The sequence below is a fragment of the Pantoea sp. YU22 genome, assembly GCF_003970755.1.
Classification (GTDB): Bacteria; Pseudomonadota; Gammaproteobacteria; order Enterobacterales; family Enterobacteriaceae; genus Pantoea; species Pantoea piersonii.
On record NZ_RYDU01000002.1, the window covers coordinates 30,561 to 49,270 of the forward strand.

19 protein-coding genes are annotated in these 18,710 nt (G+C 60.1%); 13 read left to right on the forward strand and 6 right to left on the reverse strand.

Translation table 11 applies throughout. The annotated features are described in order from the left end of the window. Positions 1-81: 81 nt before the first annotated feature. Positions 82-2,565, reverse strand: a complete 2,484-nt coding sequence (gene hrpB, locus EKL29_RS04595) for an ATP-dependent helicase HrpB (protein WP_126688991.1) — start codon at positions 2,563-2,565, stop codon at positions 82-84. A gap of 36 nt (positions 2,566-2,601) precedes the next feature. On the opposite strand from hrpB, the gene thpR reads away from it, so the two are divergent. The 9 genes from thpR (at position 2,602) to panD (ending at position 9,702) form a co-directional block, all read left to right on the forward strand. Further along, the gene (gene thpR, locus EKL29_RS04600) at positions 2,602-3,126 is read left to right on the forward strand and encodes an RNA 2',3'-cyclic phosphodiesterase (RefSeq protein WP_126688992.1); all 525 of its coding nucleotides are present in this window, start codon (positions 2,602-2,604) and stop codon (positions 3,124-3,126) included. 12 nt (positions 3,127-3,138) lie between these two features. Then, complete coding sequence (sfsA, locus tag EKL29_RS04605) at positions 3,139-3,843, forward strand: DNA/RNA nuclease SfsA (RefSeq protein WP_120455803.1); 705 nt, start codon at positions 3,139-3,141, stop codon at positions 3,841-3,843. Between the two features lie 286 nt (positions 3,844-4,129). Beyond that, the gene (gene dksA / locus EKL29_RS04610; RefSeq protein WP_033749555.1) at positions 4,130-4,585 is read left to right on the forward strand and encodes an RNA polymerase-binding protein DksA; all 456 of its coding nucleotides are present in this window, start codon (positions 4,130-4,132) and stop codon (positions 4,583-4,585) included. Positions 4,586-4,655: 70 nt separating this feature from the next. Continuing rightward, a complete protein-coding gene (gene gluQRS / locus EKL29_RS04615) occupies positions 4,656-5,585 on the forward strand; it encodes a tRNA glutamyl-Q(34) synthetase GluQRS (protein WP_126689164.1) in 930 nt (309 codons plus the stop codon). A 39-nt stretch (positions 5,586-5,624) separates the two neighbouring features. Further along, on the forward strand, positions 5,625-7,046 hold the full coding sequence (gene pcnB / locus EKL29_RS04620) for a polynucleotide adenylyltransferase PcnB (protein ID WP_205685230.1): 1,422 nt from the start codon (positions 5,625-5,627) through the stop codon (positions 7,044-7,046). Then, positions 7,043-7,528 (forward strand): 2-amino-4-hydroxy-6-hydroxymethyldihydropteridine diphosphokinase, encoded by a 486-nt coding sequence (gene folK, locus EKL29_RS04625; protein ID WP_126688993.1) that lies wholly within the window; start codon positions 7,043-7,045, stop codon positions 7,526-7,528. Before pcnB ends, folK begins: the two co-directional genes overlap by 4 nt. Positions 7,529-7,616: 88 nt before the next feature. Next, entirely contained in the window at positions 7,617-8,411 is a 795-nt protein-coding gene (panB, locus tag EKL29_RS04630) for a 3-methyl-2-oxobutanoate hydroxymethyltransferase (RefSeq protein WP_126688994.1), read from the forward strand. A 15-nt stretch (positions 8,412-8,426) separates the two neighbouring features. After that, positions 8,427-9,281, forward strand: coding sequence for a pantoate--beta-alanine ligase (gene panC / locus EKL29_RS04635; protein ID WP_120455796.1), 855 nt, complete (start codon positions 8,427-8,429; stop codon positions 9,279-9,281). Between the two features lie 40 nt (positions 9,282-9,321). After that, complete coding sequence (panD, locus tag EKL29_RS04640; protein ID WP_120455794.1) at positions 9,322-9,702, forward strand: aspartate 1-decarboxylase; 381 nt, start codon at positions 9,322-9,324, stop codon at positions 9,700-9,702. A gap of 255 nt (positions 9,703-9,957) precedes the next feature. On the opposite strand, the gene EKL29_RS04645 is transcribed toward panD, so the two are convergent. From EKL29_RS04645 to hpt, 3 genes are all read right to left on the reverse strand, one after another. Then, a complete protein-coding gene (locus tag EKL29_RS04645) occupies positions 9,958-10,728 on the reverse strand; it encodes an ABC transporter permease (protein ID WP_120455792.1) in 771 nt (256 codons plus the stop codon). Further along, positions 10,725-11,648 (reverse strand): ABC transporter ATP-binding protein, encoded by a 924-nt coding sequence (locus tag EKL29_RS04650; protein WP_126688995.1) that lies wholly within the window; start codon positions 11,646-11,648, stop codon positions 10,725-10,727. The genes EKL29_RS04645 and EKL29_RS04650 overlap by 4 nt, the downstream gene beginning before the upstream one ends. A 223-nt stretch (positions 11,649-11,871) precedes the next feature. Further along, the gene (gene hpt, locus EKL29_RS04655) at positions 11,872-12,408 is read right to left on the reverse strand and encodes a hypoxanthine phosphoribosyltransferase (protein WP_120455789.1); all 537 of its coding nucleotides are present in this window, start codon (positions 12,406-12,408) and stop codon (positions 11,872-11,874) included. Between the two features lie 271 nt (positions 12,409-12,679). Between hpt and EKL29_RS04660 the strand changes: the two genes are divergently transcribed. Then, a complete protein-coding gene (locus tag EKL29_RS04660; protein ID WP_126688996.1) occupies positions 12,680-13,963 on the forward strand; it encodes a cystathionine gamma-synthase family protein in 1,284 nt (427 codons plus the stop codon). Here EKL29_RS04660 and cueO read toward each other — a convergent pair whose 3' ends face one another. Next, positions 13,964-15,580, reverse strand: a complete 1,617-nt coding sequence (gene cueO / locus EKL29_RS04665; protein ID WP_126688997.1) for a multicopper oxidase CueO — start codon at positions 15,578-15,580, stop codon at positions 13,964-13,966. Positions 15,581-15,760: 180 nt separating this feature from the next. On the opposite strand from cueO, the gene EKL29_RS04670 reads away from it, so the two are divergent. The 3 genes from EKL29_RS04670 to speD all read left to right on the forward strand — a co-directional run bounded on the left by EKL29_RS04670 (position 15,761) and on the right by speD (position 17,906). Next, positions 15,761-16,108, forward strand: coding sequence for a YacC family pilotin-like protein (locus EKL29_RS04670; protein ID WP_081138496.1), 348 nt, complete (start codon positions 15,761-15,763; stop codon positions 16,106-16,108). 104 nt (positions 16,109-16,212) lie between these two features. After that, positions 16,213-17,082, forward strand: coding sequence for a polyamine aminopropyltransferase (gene speE, locus EKL29_RS04675; protein ID WP_120455783.1), 870 nt, complete (start codon positions 16,213-16,215; stop codon positions 17,080-17,082). A 14-nt stretch (positions 17,083-17,096) separates the two neighbouring features. After that, complete coding sequence (gene speD / locus EKL29_RS04680; RefSeq protein WP_126688998.1) at positions 17,097-17,906, forward strand: adenosylmethionine decarboxylase; 810 nt, start codon at positions 17,097-17,099, stop codon at positions 17,904-17,906. Between the two features lie 42 nt (positions 17,907-17,948). Here speD and EKL29_RS04685 read toward each other — a convergent pair whose 3' ends face one another. Continuing rightward, entirely contained in the window at positions 17,949-18,710 is a 762-nt protein-coding gene (locus EKL29_RS04685; RefSeq protein WP_120455779.1) for a DeoR/GlpR family DNA-binding transcription regulator, read from the reverse strand.

The following is an 18,710-nucleotide window of genomic DNA, read 5'->3' on the forward strand; positions in this document are numbered from 1 at the left end:
GCATTACGTTGGCTGCGCCGATACTCTAGCGGCTTTTACCTCTTCCGCATGGCGGAACCCTCTGAAATCGATCCAGCTGGCTCAACCTTGCGGGGAATATTTTTTGGTGCGCCTTGTGGGCAAGGCGCTGGCCGGATCGTCGGGCCAGGGATGTCGGGGATAGCGCCCTTTCATCTCTTTTTGCACCTCCGGATACGCGCCGCGCCAGAAGGCGGCCAGGTCGCGGGTTATCTGCAACGGACGCTGCGCGGGCGATAACAGCTCCAGCACCAGCGGCACGCGCCCTTCCGCCACGGCGGGATTGCTCGCCTCGCCAAACATCTCCTGAATGCGCACCGCCAGCGCGGGCGGTTTGTCGGCATGGTAGCGAATGGGCAGTCGGCTTCCGGTCGGCACAGTGTAATGAGTTGGCAGCGCACTATCCAGCCGCTGGCGTTGTGACCATGTGAGCAAATGTAATAGCGCGCTGACAAGGTTAACCGCCTGCAACGATTTCAGATCGCGCACCGCGCCCATCTCCGGCAGTAGCCACACATCGAGCGTCGCCAGCAGCGTTTCATCATCTACGGCGGGCCATGTCTCCTCCGGCAACCACTGCGCCGCGCACTGCAGCCGCACGCGCAGCTGTTCCGCTGCCTCGCTCCAGCCCAGCACTGCCAGACCCTTTTGCGCGACCCAGCGCAGCATCGCCGCGTGCAGCACCTCAGGCTGCGGACGCGCCATCGGCTGCGCCTTTAACACCAGTACGCCAGCCTGTTCGCGACGCAGCGCGCGCAGCGTGCCTTTCTCTTCGTCCCATTCGACTTCGGTGCGCACTTCCACCAGCTCCGGGCGCGCCTGGCGCAGCGCGTCGATATCAACCGGCAGCGCCAGCAGCATGCGTGCGTCCGGCGTCGCGCTGCCCTGCAGCAAAGCGGGTGCGATCAGCCATTCGTAGCGGTTCAGCCCCTCTTGCGAATCGAGCATCGCCCCCAGGCCGTTGGCGAGCTGATAGCGGCCGCCGTTATCGCGACGTCGCGCCAGCCGATCGCCGAAGCCCGCCGCCAGCAGCGCAGGAAAGCGGTCTTCATCGACGCGGCCGCCGCTGACGCCGAGCCGTGACTGCCACTGCTTTGCGCGCCGCTGCCATTGCGGCTGCGGACGGTGCAGCGCGTCACGCAGATCGGGCGTGCCGCTGCGCGGCGGATCCTCAAGAACCGCCACCAGCAGCGCGGCGCTGGCGGCCGCATCAGGATCCTGCCCGGCGGCGCACAGCATCGCGCTCAGACGCGGCTCGCCGCCGAGCTGCGCCATGCGTCGTCCCTGCGCGCTCAGCTTGCCGCTCTCATCCAGCGCGCCAAGGCGGGCAAGCAGTTGCCGCGCCGCGCGCAGATGTTTTTCTGGTGGCAGGTCGAGCCAGGTAAGCTGGTCCGGCTGGTTGCAGCCCCACTGCAACAGCTCCATCCAGAGCGCGGCGAGGTCGCTGTGCGCGATCTCCGGCTCGCTCTGCGCGGCGGCGCGCGACGCCTGTTCTTCGGCGATCAGATGCAGACAGATGCCGGGCATCAGACGACCGGCGCGGCCGGCGCGCTGCGTCATCGACGCCTGGCTGATACGCTGGGTCAGCAGCCGCGTCACGCCGCTGCGCGCGTCAAACTGCGCCGTGCGCTCCAGCGCGCTATCCACCACCAGACGGATGCCTTCGATAGTAAGACTGGTTTCAGCGATATTGGTGGCGAGCACCACTTTGCGGCGGCCGGGCGGCGCAGGCAGAATTGCGCGGCGCTGTGTCGCCAGCGGCAGCGCGCCATAGAGCGGCGTGAGGTCGACATCCTCCGCCACGCGCGATTCCAGCTCGCGTTTAACCCGCTCAATCTCCGCCACGCCGGGCAGGAACAGGAGCAGCGAGCCGCTCTCTTCGCGCAGCAGCTGCGCCGTTTCGCGCGCCACCGCCTCTTCAAAGCGCAGCGTTGCGCTGAGCGAGGCAAAACGGCGCGTCACCGGGAAACTGCGCCCTTCGGAGACAATCAGCGGCGCGTCGGGCAGCAGCGCCGAGAGGCGCGCGTTATCCAGCGTCGCCGACATCAGCAGGATTTTCAGATCGTCGCGCAGCCCTTGCTGTACGTCGAGCAGCAGCGCCAGCGCCAGATCCGCCTGCAGGCTGCGCTCGTGGAACTCATCGAGGATCACCAGCGACACGCCGCTGAGTTCAGGATCGCGCTGCAGCATGCGCGTCAGAATGCCCTCCGTCACCACTTCCAGCCGGGTAGCCGGGCCGACGCAGTTTTCGCCGCGCATGCGGTAGCCGACGGTTTCGCCGGGCTGCTCGCCAAGCTGCTCCGCCAGACGTTGCGCCACGTTGCGCGCCGCCAGCCGACGCGGCTCCAGCATAATAATGCGGCCCGACAGATTCGCCCGCTGCAGCAGCTGCAGCGGCAGCCAGGTCGACTTGCCCGCGCCGGTCGGGGCCGCCAGCAGAATTTGCGGCGCCGCGTCGAGCGCCTGCAGCAGGTCGGGCAGCACGGCGCTGACCGGTAAATCACTCACGGCAAACTCCCGTTCAGCCTGTGTTAAGATGGCGCGCATTGTAGCATTCATCCGCGAGGATTGCCGGAGACCGCCATGGAGACGCAACGCCTGTTTTTTGGCATCGGGCTGCCTGACGCGCTGCAGCAGCAGCTGGTGCGCTGGCGCGCCGATAACTTCGCCGACGACGCCGGCCGCCCTGTTGTTGCGGCCAACCTGCACCTGACGCTCGCCTTTCTCGGCGAGGTGAAAAGCGAGACCGCGCAAAAGCTGCAACAGCTGGCCGCGCGTATTCAGCAGCCCGCCTTCGATCTCGATCTGGACGACGCCGGCCACTGGCCGCGTCCCCGCGTGGTGTGGCTCGGCTGCCAGCGGCCGCCACGCGGTCTGCTGCAGCTCGCCGATCTGCTGCGGGCCCAGGCGGCGCGCCACGGCTGCGCGCAGAGCGCCCAACCTTTTCATCCGCACGTTACGCTGCTGCGCGACGCAGCAGCGCGCATCGCGCTGCCGCCGCGCGGCTTCCACTGGCGCTTTCGCGTCGACCATTTTTCGCTGTTTTCGTCGCAGTACGCGCGGGGCCGCACGCGCTACCAGGCGCTGGCGAGCTGGCCGCTGACCTGATTCTGGAGCGCTATGCTGTTTTCACCGCCGTTAAAGCCCGCCCGACTGATCGCCCGCTATAAGCGTTTTCTTGCCGACGTGGTGACGCCGGAAGGGGAAACCCTGACCATTCACTGCGCCAATACCGGCGCGATGACCGGCTGCGCCACGCCAGGCGACAGAGTGTGGTACTCCACCTCCGACAGCCTGACGCGCAAATACCCGCACAGCTGGGAGCTGACCGAAACGCAGCAGGGCCACTGGATCTGCGTTAACACACTGCGCGCCAACCAGCTGGTGAAAGAGGCGCTGGCGGCAGACGTCATTGCGCCCTTGTCCGGCTACGACGCCTGCCAGGCTGAAGTCAAATATGGCGCGGAAAAGAGCCGAATCGACTTCCTGCTTCAGGCAGGCGGCAGACGCAACTGCTATATTGAAGTCAAGTCCGTGACCCTTTTACATCAAGGAAAAGGCTATTTTCCGGATGCGGTGACGGTCCGAGGCCAGAAGCATCTGCGCGAGCTAAGCGCCGTCGCGGCTGCCGGTCATCGGGCTGTTTTGTTGTTTGCGGTTCTGCACTCGGGGATTGAGGACGTCTCCCCCGCGCGTCACATTGACGCACGTTACGCAGACCAACTGGTCCAGGCGCAGCAGGATGGCGTAGAGATTTTGGCGTATCGCGCAGATTTATCACCGGCAGGCGTGTTTCTGAAAAAGCCGGTTGCCGTAAGCTTGTAATATCTTTTGCAAATTGTTGTGTTATGAATGTTTAACGCGCGGCGCCAAATACGCTGTTCCTCACAGGCTTGTCAAGGTGCGATCATGAATAATTGCCAACCTTGACTGCTTCTGTTATTTATAGCGGCCTGTTTTTCCCCGTAGGGGGATCGATGTACCCGTTTGCGGCAACGCGGCGAAACCCGGCAGGCAAAATGTAGCGTAATGACTACACTCAACCGCCTGACGCCTAATCGCTGGCGCTGAACCACAAAAGGTATAGTGCGTGTTATCCAGGAGAAACAACATGCAAGAAGGGCAAAACCGTAAAACATCGTCCCTGAGTATTCTCGCCATCGCTGGGGTGGAGCCATACCAGGAGAAGCCGGGCGAAGAGTATATGAATGAAGCCCAGCTGCAACATTTTCGCAAGATTCTGGAAGCCTGGCGCAATCAGCTGCGTGATGAAGTTGACCGTACCGTCTCGCATATGCAGGACGAAGCGGCGAACTTCCCGGATCCGGTTGACCGTGCCGCGCAGGAAGAGGAATTCAGCCTTGAACTGCGTAACCGCGACCGCGAGCGTAAGCTGATCAAAAAGATCGAGAAGACGCTGAAGAAAGTCGAAGATGACGACTTCGGCTACTGCGAGTCCTGCGGCGTGGAGATCGGCATCCGCCGTCTGGAAGCGCGTCCGACCGCCGATCTTTGCATCGACTGCAAGACGCTGGCTGAAATCCGCGAGAAACAGATGGCTGGCTAATGCCATGCCTCTATCACCGCACTGCGGAAGAGCACGCTGTTGTTCCGCTGTGCGGTGACTTTTAATGCCTATGTCCACGCTTCCCTGTATCGGGCGTTTCGCTCCCTCTCCTTCTGGCGATCTTCATTTCGGCTCGCTGATTGCCGCGCTTGGCAGCTATCTCAGCGCGCGCGCGCAAAAAGGCCGCTGGCTGGTACGCATCGAAGATATCGATCCGCCGCGCGAAGTCGCAGGCGCCGCCACGCGCATTCTGCATCAGCTGGAGCATTACGGCCTGCACTGGGACGGCGAGGTGCTGTGGCAGTCGCAGCGCCATGAAGCCTATCGCGAGGCGCTGGCGTGGCTGCAGACGCATCGTCAGAGTTATTACTGTACCTGTACGCGTCGCCGCATCCAGCAGATTGGCGGGTTTTACGACGGTCACTGCCGCGATCGCCATCTGGGGCCGGAAAACGCCGCGCTGCGTTTACGTCAGCACGCGCCGGTTTTCAGCTTTGACGATCGGCTGCGCGGCATCGTGAACGTGGATGTGCGTCTGGCCCAGGAAGATTTTATTATTCATCGGCGCGATGGCCTGTTCGCTTACAACCTTGCCGTGGTGGTCGATGACCATTTTCAGGGCGTAACGGAGATCGTGCGCGGCGCGGATTTAATTGAGCCCACGGTGCGGCAGATAGCGCTTTATCAGCAGTTCGGCTGGCCGACGCCTGACTGGCTGCATTTGCCGCTGGCGATCAATCCCGACGGCAATAAACTGTCGAAGCAGAATCATGCGCCTTCGCTGCCCGCAGGCGACCCGCGACCGCTGCTGGTGCAGGCGCTTCGCTTTCTGGGACAGCCTGTGGCGGCGGAATGGCGCGACGAAACGCAGGAGAAACTGCTGGAAAGCGCGGTCTCACAGTGGAATATCGCTTTGATACCCCATGAGAACGCCCTGAAACCGGCTGAGCCGACAACACCATTCCTAAATGAATCGCAACAGGCTATGATTAGCCGCTGATTTTATTTACACCACTTTACGTCGCTGTCGAGGTGTCCCATTTTTACCCGAGTTGCTAATTTTTGCCGGAAAGTCCTCATGCGTGATGAGGAGGCGCCCGTCGAGGTTGAAACTGAGCGTCATCAGATGACCATTATCCCTCGTGAGAGCCATAACATCTCGCGCAAAGACATTAGCGAAAATGCCCTGAAGGTGCTCTACCGCCTGAATAAAGCGGGCTATGAAGCCTATCTGGTGGGCGGTGGCGTTCGCGACCTGCTGCTGGGTAAAAAGCCCAAGGACTTTGACATCACCACCAACGCCACGCCAGAACAGATGCGTAAGCTGTTCCGCAACTGTCGTCTGGTCGGGCGTCGCTTCCGTCTGGCGCACGTTATGTTCGGTCCCGAAGTGATTGAAGTCGCGACTTTCCGCGGCCATCATCAGGCCGAAGAGGATGTTGAAGAGGATCGCAATCTGTCGCAGCGCGCCCAGAGCGGCATGCTGCTGCGCGACAATATCTTCGGCAGCATCGAAGACGATGCGCAGCGTCGCGACCTGACGATCAACAGCCTCTATTACAACGTCGCCGATTTTACGGTGCGCGACTACGTAGGCGGCCTGCAGGATCTGCAGCAGGGCATTATTCGCCTGATTGGCGATCCAGAGACGCGCTACCGCGAAGATCCGGTGCGCATGCTGCGCGTGGTGCGCTTCGCCGCTAAGCTGGATATGTCGATCGCGGCGGAAACCGCCGAGCCGATCCCGCGTCTCGCCACGCTGCTGCGCGATATTCCGCCGGCGCGTCTGTTCGAAGAGTCGCTGAAGCTGCTGCAGGCGGGCTACGGCTACAGCACCTATGTCAAGCTGCGTGAATTCCAGCTGTTCCAGCCACTGTTCCCGACCATTACGCGTAACTTCACCGACGAAGGCGACAGTTATATGGAGCGTATGGTGGCGCAGGTGCTGAAAAACACCGACAACCGCATCCATAACGATATGCGCGTTAATCCAGCCTTCCTGTTTGCGGCGATGTTCTGGTATCCGCAGCTCGAAGCCGCGCAGCGCATCGCTCAGGAGAGTGGCCTGACCTATTTCGACGCCTTTGCGATGGCGATGAACGATACGCTGGATGAAGCCTGCCGCGCGCTGGCGATCCCGAAACGCATCACGACGCTCATCCGGGATATCTGGCAGCTGCAGCTGCGCATGTCGCGCCGCCACGGCAAACGCGCCTGGAAGCTGATGGAGCATCCGAAGTTCCGCGCCGCCTACGATCTGCTGGCGCTGCGCGCCGAAGTCGAGAACAACCCGGAGCTGATCCGCCTGAGCCACTGGTGGGGCGAGTTCCAGGCCGCCGCGCCGACGCAGCAGAAAACCATGCTCAATACGCTGGGCGACGATCCGGCGCCGCGCCGCAAAACGCGTCGTCCGCGCCGTCGTCCCACTGCGCCGCGCCGCGACAGTCAGAACGCCTCGTGACCCGCGTCTACCTGGCGCTCGGCAGCAATCTTGCCGATCCCCTGCATCAGGTCGACGCGGCGCTGCGCGCGCTGGACGGGCTGCCCGATACCACGCGCGTCGCCACCTCTTCTCTCTACCGCACGCCGCCTTACGGTCCGCCGGATCAGCCGGATTATCTGAACGCGGCGGTTGCGCTGGAGACCGCTCTCGCGCCGGAAGCCCTGCTGGATCATACCCAGCGTATCGAGCTTGAGCACGGCCGCGTGCGCAAAGCGGAACGCTGGGGGCCGCGCACCCTCGATATCGATATTCTGCTCTTCGGCCAGCAGCGCCTGCATACGCCGCGCCTGATCGTGCCGCACTATGATATGCACAACCGCGCCTTTATGCTGGTACCGCTGCTGGAGATTGCGCCCGACGCGGCGCTACCGGACGGGCGCCCGCTGCGCAACCTGCTGACCGGGCTCGACACCAGCGCCATTCGCTTCTGGCACGGCTGACCGCCGCATAGATTGATCGCGGGAGATTCCGCTCTCCCCTGCTATCCAGTACACTGCGCCCATCTGAAATACCTGAGTTGAGAGCGCAATGAAACCCACCACTATTTCTCATCTGCGTCAGTGGAAAGCGAGCGGACGTAAGTTCGCCACCCTGACCGCCTACGATTTCAGCTTTGCCCGTCTGTTCGCCGATGAAGGCATTCAGGTGATGCTGATCGGCGATTCGCTCGGCATGACCGTTCAGGGCCATGACTCCACGCTGCCGGTGACCGTCGCCGATATCGCCTACCACACCGCCGCCGTACGCCGCGGTGCGCCGCAGGCGCTGGTCATGGCTGACCTGCCCTTTATGAGTTACGCCACGCCGCAGCAAACCTTTGACAGCGCGGCACAGCTGATGCGCGCCGGTGCCAATATGGTGAAGCTGGAGGGCGGCGAATGGCTGGCGGAGACGGTGCGTATGCTGACCGAACGCGCGGTTCCGGTGTGCGGCCATCTCGGCCTGACGCCGCAGTCGGTGAATATCTTCGGCGGCTATAAGGTGCAGGGCCGCGACGAGGCGGCCGCCGAACGGCTGCTGGCCGACGCGCTGGCGCTGGAAGCCGCAGGCGCGCAGCTGATGGTGCTGGAGTGCGTGCCGGTCTCGCTGGCGCAGCGCATTACCCAGGCGCTGACCATCCCGGTCATTGGCATCGGCGCGGGCAACGTCACTGACGGCCAGATTCTGGTGATGCATGACGCCTTCGGCATTACCGGCGGCCATATCCCGAAATTTGCGAAAAACTTTCTCGCCGAGGCGGGCGACATGCGCGCTGCTATCCGTCACTATATCGCCGAAGTCGAAGCGGGAACCTATCCTGCGGCTGAACACAGTTTCCAGTAATTCAGGAGCCTTACCGTGCTGATCATTGAAACGCTGCCGATGTTGCGTCGTGAAATTCGCCGCTGGCGGCAGGAAGGAAAACGTATCGCGCTAGTGCCGACCATGGGCAATCTGCATGACGGTCATCTGACGCTGGTCGATGAAGCGCGCGAGCGCGGCGATATCGTTGTGGTCTCGATTTTCGTCAACCCGATGCAGTTCGATCGCGCCGACGATCTGGCGCGCTATCCCCGTACGCTGCAGGAGGACTGCGAGAAGCTTAACCGCCGCAGCGTCGATGTGGTGTTCGCGCCTGCGCCCGCGGAAGTTTACCCTCATGGGCTGGAGAATCAGACCTTCGTCGAGGTGCCCGGCCTCTCGTCGCTGCTGGAAGGCGCAAGCCGTCCCGGCCATTTTCGCGGCGTCGCCACTATCGTCAGCAAGCTGTTTAATCTGGTGCAGCCCGATATCGCCTGTTTCGGCGAGAAGGATTTTCAGCAGCTGGCAATTATCCGCAAGATGGTCGCGGATATGGGCTTTGACATTGAGATTGTCGGCGTGCCAACGGTGCGCGCCAAAGACGGCCTGGCGCTCAGCTCGCGCAATGGCTATCTCAGCGCCGACGAGCGTCAGCTCGCGCCCGCGCTGGCGCAGGTGATGAACGGCATGGCGGCGCGCCTCGCCAATGGCGAACGCCATATCGAAGAGATTATCGAGGCCGCCGAAGCGGAACTCAGCGAGAAAGGGTTGCGCCCGGACGGGCTTGCGATTTGCGACGCCGACACGCTGGAGCCGCTGACGGTAGAGAGCCGACGCGCGGTGATCCTGATGGCGGCATGGCTGGGCAAAGCGCGTCTTATTGATAATCAACAGGTCGACCTTACGCAGTAAGCGAGGTCGTTTTCAGGCAGAACAATAAGGTCTTTCGGTTATGATTCGTACCGTTTTACAGGGCAAGCTGCACCGCGTGAAAGTGACCCAGGCGGATTTGCACTATGAAGGTTCCTGCGCCATCGATCAGGATTTTCTCGACGCGTCCGGCATCCTGCAATATGAAGCCATTGATATCTATAACGTCACCAACGGGCAGCGTTTTTCCACCTACGCTATCGCCGCCGAACGCGGCTCGAAAATTATTTCGGTGAACGGCGCGGCGGCGCGCTGCGCCTGCGAAGGCGATATCCTGATTATCTGTTCTTACGTGCAGGTTGAGGATGCGGAAGCGCGCCAGTGGCAGCCGAAAGTCGCCTATTTCGAAGGCGAGAATGAGATGAAGCGTCTGGCGAAAGCGCTGCCGGTGCAGGTTGCCTGAGTTTAACGCGCGTAGCGGAAAGCACGGTTGGACATGGCGCCTGCGCGAGCGGCATGGCCCGCTCGCAAAGACGCTATTCCAGACGTCTCAATGCTGAAGCGTGGGTAACCGGGGCCGAAGAGCAAAGCGCCCCGCACCGTGGATAGCGCGGGACGAGCGAGCAAAGATGCCTTGAGCGACTTTGCGATCGACCCTGTTACCCGCCCCCTCTCTCAGCGCTAAACTGAAGCAGCCCTCTGGCTGCTTCTTTGCTTATCAGGTGCGCAGGCCGCGTCCGCGCTGGATCAGCGTGTAGACCAGAATATAAAACACCAGGATAAAGGCGATCAGCACCGACAGGGTAAAGACCAGCGGCACATCATTAATGCCGAGGAAGCCGAAGCGGAAACCGCTAATCATATAGACTACAGGGTTGAGCTTCGATACCGCCTGCCAGAAGGGCGGCAGCAGCGTCAGCGAATAGAACACCCCGCCCAGATAGGTCAGCGGCGTCAGCACGAAAGTCGGGATCAGGCTGATATCGTCAAAGGTACGTGCAAACACCGCATTCAGCAGACCGGCCAGCGAAAAAAGAATTGCCGTCAGCAGCAGCGTCAGCGCCACCATCGACCAGGAGTGGACGTGGAACGGCACGAAAAACAGCGAAATCGCCGTAACCAGTATCCCAACGCAGAGACCGCGCGCCACACCGCCGCCGACATAACCGGCGATGATAATATGCGTCGGCACCGGCGCCACCAGCAGCTCTTCAATATTGCGCTGAAACTTGGCGCTGAAGAACGACGAGGCGACGTTAGCGTAGGCGTTGGTGATCACTGCCATCATAATCAGGCCCGGCACGATAAACTGCATATAGCTGAAGCCGTGCATATCGCCGATGCGCGAACCGATCAGGTTGCCGAAAATAATAAAATAGAGCGTCATGGTGATCACCGGCGGCACCAGCGTCTGGATCCAGATGCGGGCAAAACGGTTGATCTCCTTGGCCCAGATACTCTTCAGCGCCACCCAGTACAAATGTGTCATGCTTTCACTCCTTTGCCCTGCACCAGGCTGACAAACAGCTCTTCCAGACGGTTCGCTTTATTACGCATGCTCAGTACCTGCACGCCCTGCGCGCTGAGCTGGCCGAAAACGCTGTTCAGGCCCTGCTCGCGCATCACTTCGACTTCCAGCGTCGAGGCATCCACCAGACGATACTGAAACCCTTCCAGCGTCGGCGGCGCGCTGCCCGGCGCGAGATCGAGAATAAAGGTTTCCGACTGCAGTTTGGCCAGCAGCCCTTTCATTGAGGTGTTCTCTACCAGCTCGCCGCTCTGGATAATGCCGATGTTGCGACACAGCATTTCCGCCTCTTCAAGATAGTGCGTCGTCAGAATAATAGTGGTGCCCTTTTCATTCAGCTCCTTGAGGAAGGTCCACATAGAGCGACGAAGCTCAATATCCACACCCGCCGTCGGTTCGTCGAGGATCAGCAGTTTCGGCTCGTGCATCAGCGCGCGTGCGATCATCAGACGGCGCTTCATACCGCCGGAGAGCATCCGCGCGCGCTCGTTGCGTTTACCCCAGAGATCGAGCTGCGTCAGATACTTCTCCGCGAGCTGCTGCGCCTCGCGGCGCTCAACACCGTAATAGCCCGCCTGGTTGACCACAATCTGCAGCACGGTCTCAAAGGGGTTGAAGTTAAACTCCTGCGGCACCAGGCCGAGCTGGCGTTTGGCATTGACGACGTCTTTCTCAAGGTCGTAACCGAACACGCGCACGCTGCCGCCTGATTTGTTTACCAGCGAACTGATAATGCCGATAGTGGTGGATTTACCTGCGCCGTTTGGCCCCAGCAGCGCATAAAAATCGCCGGCTTCGACGTTAAGATCTATGCCTTTCAGCGCCTGTACGCCGCCGGAATAGGTCTTGGTCAGCCGGGAAAGTTCCAGTGCATAAGTCATTCCGAATCCATATCCTGTTTTAATGTCGGTGTGTCGCGATGGACATAGCGAGTCGCTGGCTGACGCGATGTCGCCGCAACGTTGCTACTTATGATGAGCCACCCTGAGCGTAAAATCTTCCTGGATGGACACTTTTTTGCGGAGGTGAAGGCTGAACTCCTGAACCGGAGCACAGCCTACACCAGGCCGACGCAGTCAGCCTTGGAAGATTGTGCGGTCAGGCTCAGGATTCGAGCGGCACCACTTTGCCGATATAGGGCAGATGACGATAGCGCTGGGCGTAGTCGATACCGAAGCCGACCACGAACTCGTCAGGAATGGCGAAGCCGACATATTCTACCTTCACGTCGACTTCACGACGCTCGGGCTTATCCAGCAGCGTGCAGATGGCGAGGGATTTCGGCTCGCGCAGACGCAGGATCTCGCGCACCTTGCTCAGCGTGTTGCCGGAGTCGATGATATCTTCCACAATCAGCACATCTTTGCCGCGAATATCTTCGTCGAGATCCTTCAGGATTTTCACGTCACGTGAGCTGGACATGCCGCTGCCGTAGCTGGAGGCGGTCATAAAATCGACTTCATGGGGCACCTCGACGGCGCGGCAGAGATCGGCCATAAACATAAAGGAGCCGCGCAGCAGCCCGACCAGCACCATCTCGCTGCCGCTGTCGCGATAGCGCTCGGAAATCTCTTTACCCAGTTCGGCAATGCGCGTTGCGATCGCCTCTTCGGAAATCATCACTTCAACAGTATGTTTCAAAACCTGTACTTCTCGTTGATTTTAAAGGGATCGTCCATCCTCAGCAGCGGATGAACAGAGAGAACCCGCTCAGACCTGAGCGGGTAGCGATTCGCAGGAGAGTATCACAGCTTGCCAGACGCGGCGAGATGCAGCGCCGCACCGCTGGCGGCTTCCTGATGAGCGGAAGCTATAAACTTAGAACTTCCCGGCCTTTAACAGAACAAATCGCTACATGATAGCCTGTGGTCAACATATCGTTATATTACATCTGCGCTGAGCAGGAGATCCCATGTCTGACCACTCCAGTAAAAAAAACCATATCGGCGAGCGCAAGCTGCATCCGGAAACCCAGATGCTCAACTACGGCTACGATCCGCGGCTGTCGGAAGGCGCGGTCAAACCGCCGGTATTCCTGACGTCAACTTTTGTCTTTAACAGCGCCGAAGAGGGACGCGATTTCTTTGATTACGTGGCGGGACGGCGCGAGCCGCCGGCAGGCAAAAGCGGCGGTCTGGTCTATTCGCGCTTTAATCATCCCAACAGTGAAATCGTTGAGGATCGTCTGGCTATCTATGAAGAGGCGGAGAGCTGCGCCCTGTTTTCATCCGGCATGTCGGCCATCTCTACCACCCTGCTGACCTTTGCGCGTCCCGGCGACGTAATCCTCCACTCGCAGCCGCTTTACGGCGGCACCGAGACGCTGCTGAGCAAGACCCTGCACAACCTCAATATTGAGCCGGTGGGCTTCAGCGACGGCACCGATGAAGAAAAAGTACGCGCCGCCGCGCAGCAGGCGCTGAGCCTGGGGCGCGTAGCGCTGATCCTGATTGAGACGCCTGCCAACCCCACCAACAGCCTGGTTGATATTGCGCTGATTGCGCGTATCGCTGATGAAATCGGTCAGCAGCAGGGATCGCGTCCGGTTGTCGCCTGCGACAATACGCTGCTCGGTCCGCTGTTTCAGCGCCCGCTGAATTTTGGCGCCGACCTGTCGCTCTATTCGTTAACCAAATATGTCGGCGGCCACTCCGATCTGTTCGCCGGGGCGGCAATGGGCAGCAAGGCGCTGATTACCCAAATACGCGCGCTGCGCAGCGCCATTGGTACCCAGCTCGATCCGCATTCCAGCTGGATGATCGGCCGTTCGCTGGAGACGCTGTCGCTGCGCATGGAGAAAGCCTGGCAGAACGCCGAGGCGGTAGCGGCCTTTTTACGCAGCCATGAAAAGGTGGCGAAGCTACAGTGGCTGCCCTATCTCGATGAGAACAGCGCCGAAGGCCGCACCTTCCGCCAGCAGTGCAGCGGCGCCGGTTCGACCTTCTCGTTTGATATTGTCGGCGGACAGCCCGCTGCGTTCCGCTTTCTTAACGCGCTGGCGCTGTTTAAGCAGGCGGTGAGTCTCGGCGGCACCGAGTCGCTTGCCAGCCATCCCGGCAGCACCACGCACTCCGGCGTGCCGGAAGCGGTCAGGCAGCGTATCGGCATCAGCGACGCCACCATTCGCCTCTCGATTGGCATCGAGAACGCCGGCGATCTGGTGGAAGATATTCGTCTGGCGCTGGAGAAAGCCTGATCAGCCGACGCTGAAGCCCAGCATCATGCCGGTATCCTCATGCTCCAGCAGATGACAGTGCGCCATATAGGCGTGTTCGGCGGCGGCGCGGTGGTCAAAGCGCACCAGCACTTCGCTGCGCCAGCCGTTGACATTGACCATATCCTTCCATCCCTGGCGGTGCGGTGCAGGCGGCTTACCGTTTTCTGAAAGAATGCGGAACTGCGTGCCGTGAATATGGAAGGGATGCAGCATCTTGTCCCCTTCGCCGGAGATGGTCCACTTCTCCAGCTGGCCAGGCGTAACGTTGAACATCGGCTTCGTCATATTAAAGGCCTGGCCGTTGATCTTATTGCCGTTATGGAAGTCGTAGGCCGCTTTAGCGCCGTGCGCCTTGGGCATCGACATATCATGGCCGCTCATCGCCGACATATCATGATCGCCCATCGCCATCTGGTCGTGGCTTTCGCTCTTCGATGGCATAGCATGATGCCCGCCCATATTGCCCATCGCTTTATCGCCGTAGCGCTGCATCAGCGCCGCCATGCCCTGCTGATCCAGCTGCGGATCCATCATCAGCTGCAGCCAGCGCGCGTTGGCGCCTTCCGCGGAGGGAACCGGCGGCAGCTGCACCAGCGTGTCGGGCAGCGTGGCGCTCGCCATCACGCGCAGCGGCAGGATCTGCACCAGCGGCAGCGGCTGATCGAACGGCGCCAGCGTCATGCCCATCTGCTCTACCGGCAGCGTCATGATATCGAAGCTTTTGCCGTCGGAGGTATCGACCATCACCTCGAAACGTTCGCCCGGCAGCAGCGGCAACGACGCCACTTTCACCGGCTCCGCCAGCAGTCCGCCGTCGCTGCCGATAACGTAGAGCGGTCGGTTATCGCTGGCGGCGATATGCAGAGAGCGCGCATTGCAGCCGTTCAGCAGGCGCAGCCGCAGCCAGCCGCGCGGCACCGCCTGCTGCGGATACTGTACGCCGTTAGTCAGCATCATATCGCCGAACCAGCCGACCGCGGCGCTCATGATATCGAGCTGGTAGTCGATGCGGCTGCCGTCCTGAGTGAGCCGCTTATCCTGGAAGATCAGCGGCACATCGTCCGAGCCCCACTGCGTCGGCAGCCGCAGCTTGTCGGTCTCATCGTCCTGCAGCAGGATCAATCCCGCCAGGCCTTGCGCCACCTGATGGCCGGTTTTGCCATGCAGGTGTGGATGGAACCAGCAGGTCGCGGCGGGCTGATCGGGCGTAAAGCTGACCTGCCGCGTCGCGCCGGGTTCGATACGCGCCATCGGCCCGCCGTCGACGTCGCCGGGGATCGCCAGTCCGTGCCAGTGCAGCGTCGTCGCTTCCGGCAGCTGGTTATTGATATTGACCGTCGCCGTTTTGCCGCGCCGCAGCACGATGGCCGGCCCCAGCAAACTGCCGTTGTAGCCCCATGTCGCCACATCCTTGCCCTGCCACTGGCTGGTGCCGGTCATGGCGGTGATCTGGATCTGGCCGCGCGGATCGGGCTCCAGCCTTGAAGGAACCGGCAGCAGCGGGCGACTGGCCGCCATCAGGGAGCGGCTCCAGATCGGCAGCGCCCCGGCTGCGCTCAGCGCTGCGGTCAGTTTAAGAAAATGGCGACGATGCATAGCTTATTCATCCGTGTGGTAAGGGAACCACAGCCTAAACCCTTCCCCTGCGGGAGGGTCAAGTCTTGATAGCGGAAACGCCTGAAAAAAGTGCTGGCGCGGGCTCTCCGCGGCAAAATAATCGGAATCCTGCCAGTCACTGTGCTATCGTCACATGATGATCAATGAATGAGAACCACTATGAAGAAAAGCATCAGGATCCTGTTACTGGCAGGACTCTTTGGCTTCTCCTCCACCAGTTTTGCCCTGAGCGAATCCGAAGCAGAAGATCTGGCCGATCTTACCGCCGTATTCGTTTATCTGAAAAACGATTGCGGCTATCAGGATCTCCCTGATGCGCAAATCCGCAAGGCTCTGGTGTTTTTCGCCCAGCAGAACCGCTGGGATTTAAGCAATTACGCCACTTACAATATGAAAGCGCTTGGCGAAGCGAGCTACAAAGATCTGAGCGGCATCGCCATCACCAACGACAAGAAGTGCAAGTCGCTGGCGCGCGATTCTCTCAGCCTGCTCGCCTACGTTAAATAAGTCGCTATCCGCCTTCTGCCGATCATTTGACCGTGCATGCACGGTCACTCCTGGTTATCATGTGCCGCTCTTTTCATGGCGAAGTCATCAGAGAGGAGCCCACCATGGCGCAAAAAGAGATGTGGTATGAAACCCTTCATGCCGGTTTCGGACAATATTTCACGGTCGACAAAACGCTTTACCGGGAAAAGACCGCGCATCAGGATTTAATTATCTTCGAAAACGCGCAGATGGGCCGCGTAATGGCGCTGGACGGCGTGGTGCAGACCACCGAGCGCGACGAATTCATCTATCACGAAATGATGACGCATGTGCCGCTGCTGGCGCACGGCGCGGCGAAGCGCGTGCTGATTATCGGAGGCGGCGACGGGGCGATGCTGCGCGAGGTGTCGCGTCACGCCCAGCTGGAAAGCATTACCATGGTCGAGATTGACGCCGGCGTGGTGACCTTCTGCCAGCAATATCTTCCTGAACATAGCCAGGGCGCTTATAACGATCCGCGTCTCAATCTGGTGATCGACGACGGCGTAAACTTCGTTAACCAGACCCAGGAAAAGTTCGACGTGATCATTTCCGACTGCACCGATCCTGTCGGTCCGGGCGAGAGTCTGTTCACCTCGGAATTTTACGCTGGCTGCAAAAACGCGCTGAATCCTGGCGGCATTTTCGTGGCGCAAAACGGTGTCTGTTTTCTGCAACAAGAGGAAGCGGTCAACAGCCATCGCAAACTCAGCCACTATTTCGCCGACGTCAGTTTTTACCAGGCGGCGATCCCCACCTATTACGGCGGGATCATGACCTTCGCCTGGGCAAGCGATAATCCGGCGCTGCGTCAGCTTGATGTCGCCACGCTTCAAGCGCGTTTCGCTGCGGCTGGCCTGACGTGCCGCTACTATAATCCGGCTATCCATGCTGGTAGTTTCGCGCTGCCGCAATATCTGCTGAACGCCCTGTCCGCTGAACAGCCTGTATAAGGAGGTGAACCAAATTGCAAAAGCTTAAACTGCATGGCTTCAACAACCTGACCAAAAGCCTGAGTTTTTGTATTTACGATATTTGTTATGCGAATACTGAAGCCGAGCGCGATGGCTATATCGCCTATATCGACGAGCAGTACAACGCCAACCGTCTGACCGAGATCCTGACGGAAACCTGTGCGATCATTGGCGCGAACGTGCTGAATATTGCGCGCCAGGACTATGAGCCGCAGGGCGCCAGCGTCACCATTCTGGTGAGCGAAGAGCCGATCGATCCTAAAGATATCGACAACTCGGAACATCCCGGCCCGCTGCCGAACTCCGTCGTCGCGCACCTGGATAAAAGCCATATCTGCGTGCACACCTACCCGGAAAGCCACCCTGAAGGGGGACTCTGCACCTTCCGCGCCGATATTGAAGTCTCAACCTGCGGCGTGATTTCCCCGCTGAAGGCGCTGAACTACCTGATCCACCAGTTGGAATCCGATATCGTCACCGTCGACTACCGCGTGCGCGGCTTTACCCGCGATGTGAACGGCGTGAAGCACTTTATCGACCATGAAATTAACTCGATCCAGAACTTTATGTCGGAAGATATGAAGGCGATGTATGACATGGTGGACGTAAACGTTTATCAGGAAAATATCTTTCACACCAAGATGTTGCTGAAAGAGTTCGACCTGAAACACTATCTGTTTAATACCCGTCCTGAAGATCTCAGCCCGGCGGAACATAAGCGTATTACTGACCTGCTGTGGAAGGAGATGCGCGAGATTTACTACGGGCGCAATATTCCGGCGGTGGGGTTGAAGACGTTTTAGTCGCATGCGCGCTGTGAGCAACAGCGCGCTCTCTGCCTACCTCTACTCCGTCAGCGCCAGCGCAATGCCGCGCTCGCGCAGCGTGCGGCATACGTCGTCGTCTAAGCGGCTGTCGGTTACCACATCGGTCAAATCGTCTATCGCCGCGGCGCAAAACAGCGACCAGGAGCCATATTTGCTGCTGTCCGCCAGCAGGATGCGGCGTCGCGCATTCGCCAGTAGATCCCGCTTCAGCCCCGCCTTCTCCTCCGTCGGCGTAGTAATGCCGCGCTCAAGGCTCCAGGAGTTACAGCTGACGAAAGCGATATCAGGATTGATGCTGCGCAGCAGACGACGCCCGTGTTCGCCGACGCATGACTGGCTGGAGTCGTCGATACGGCCGCCGATAATAGTCACTTCAATCTGTTTGAATTCAGAGAGAAACAGCGCGATATGCAGATCGGCCGTGATGACGCGCAGCGGCAAATGCGTCAGCTGCCGCGCCAGCTCCAGCATGGTGGTGCCAGCGTCCAGCACCACCGCATCGCCCGACTGCACAAACGTAGCGGCGTGATGGGCAATAGCCTGCTTCTCCGCCAGGTTACGCTGCATCTTCTCCAGCGTAGTGGGCTGCGCCGGAATAAAACGGTTCAGCGTGACGCCGCCGTGGCTGCGGCTAATCACCCCTTCTTTATCCAGCTTAATCAAATCACGTCGAATGGTTGCTGGCGAGGCGGAGATAGCGCTCACCAGCTGATCAACAGTCACCAGATTATGGCTTTTCAGATAGTCCATAATCTGGTCAAGGCGACTTTGTCCCTTCAT

Coding starts and splice junctions, on each gene's coding strand:
- hrpB (WP_126688991.1), bottom strand. CDS start 2,565: ATGCGCGCCATCTTAACACAGGCTGAACGGGAGTTTGCCGTGAGTGAT.
- thpR (WP_126688992.1), top strand. CDS start 2,602: ATGGAGACGCAACGCCTGTTTTTTGGCATCGGGCTGCCTGACGCGCTG.
- sfsA (WP_120455803.1), top strand. CDS start 3,139: ATGCTGTTTTCACCGCCGTTAAAGCCCGCCCGACTGATCGCCCGCTAT.
- dksA (WP_033749555.1), top strand. CDS start 4,130: ATGCAAGAAGGGCAAAACCGTAAAACATCGTCCCTGAGTATTCTCGCC.
- gluQRS (WP_126689164.1), top strand. CDS start 4,656: ATGTCCACGCTTCCCTGTATCGGGCGTTTCGCTCCCTCTCCTTCTGGC.
- panB (WP_126688994.1), top strand. CDS start 7,617: ATGAAACCCACCACTATTTCTCATCTGCGTCAGTGGAAAGCGAGCGGA.
- panD (WP_120455794.1), top strand. CDS start 9,322: ATGATTCGTACCGTTTTACAGGGCAAGCTGCACCGCGTGAAAGTGACC.
- EKL29_RS04645 (WP_120455792.1), bottom strand. CDS start 10,728: ATGACACATTTGTACTGGGTGGCGCTGAAGAGTATCTGGGCCAAGGAG.
- EKL29_RS04650 (WP_126688995.1), bottom strand. CDS start 11,648: ATGACTTATGCACTGGAACTTTCCCGGCTGACCAAGACCTATTCCGGC.
- EKL29_RS04660 (WP_126688996.1), top strand. CDS start 12,680: ATGTCTGACCACTCCAGTAAAAAAAACCATATCGGCGAGCGCAAGCTG.
- cueO (WP_126688997.1), bottom strand. CDS start 15,580: ATGCATCGTCGCCATTTTCTTAAACTGACCGCAGCGCTGAGCGCAGCC.
- EKL29_RS04670 (WP_081138496.1), top strand. CDS start 15,761: ATGAAGAAAAGCATCAGGATCCTGTTACTGGCAGGACTCTTTGGCTTC.
- speE (WP_120455783.1), top strand. CDS start 16,213: ATGGCGCAAAAAGAGATGTGGTATGAAACCCTTCATGCCGGTTTCGGA.
- EKL29_RS04685 (WP_120455779.1), bottom strand. CDS start 18,710: ATGAAGGGACAAAGTCGCCTTGACCAGATTATGGACTATCTGAAAAGC.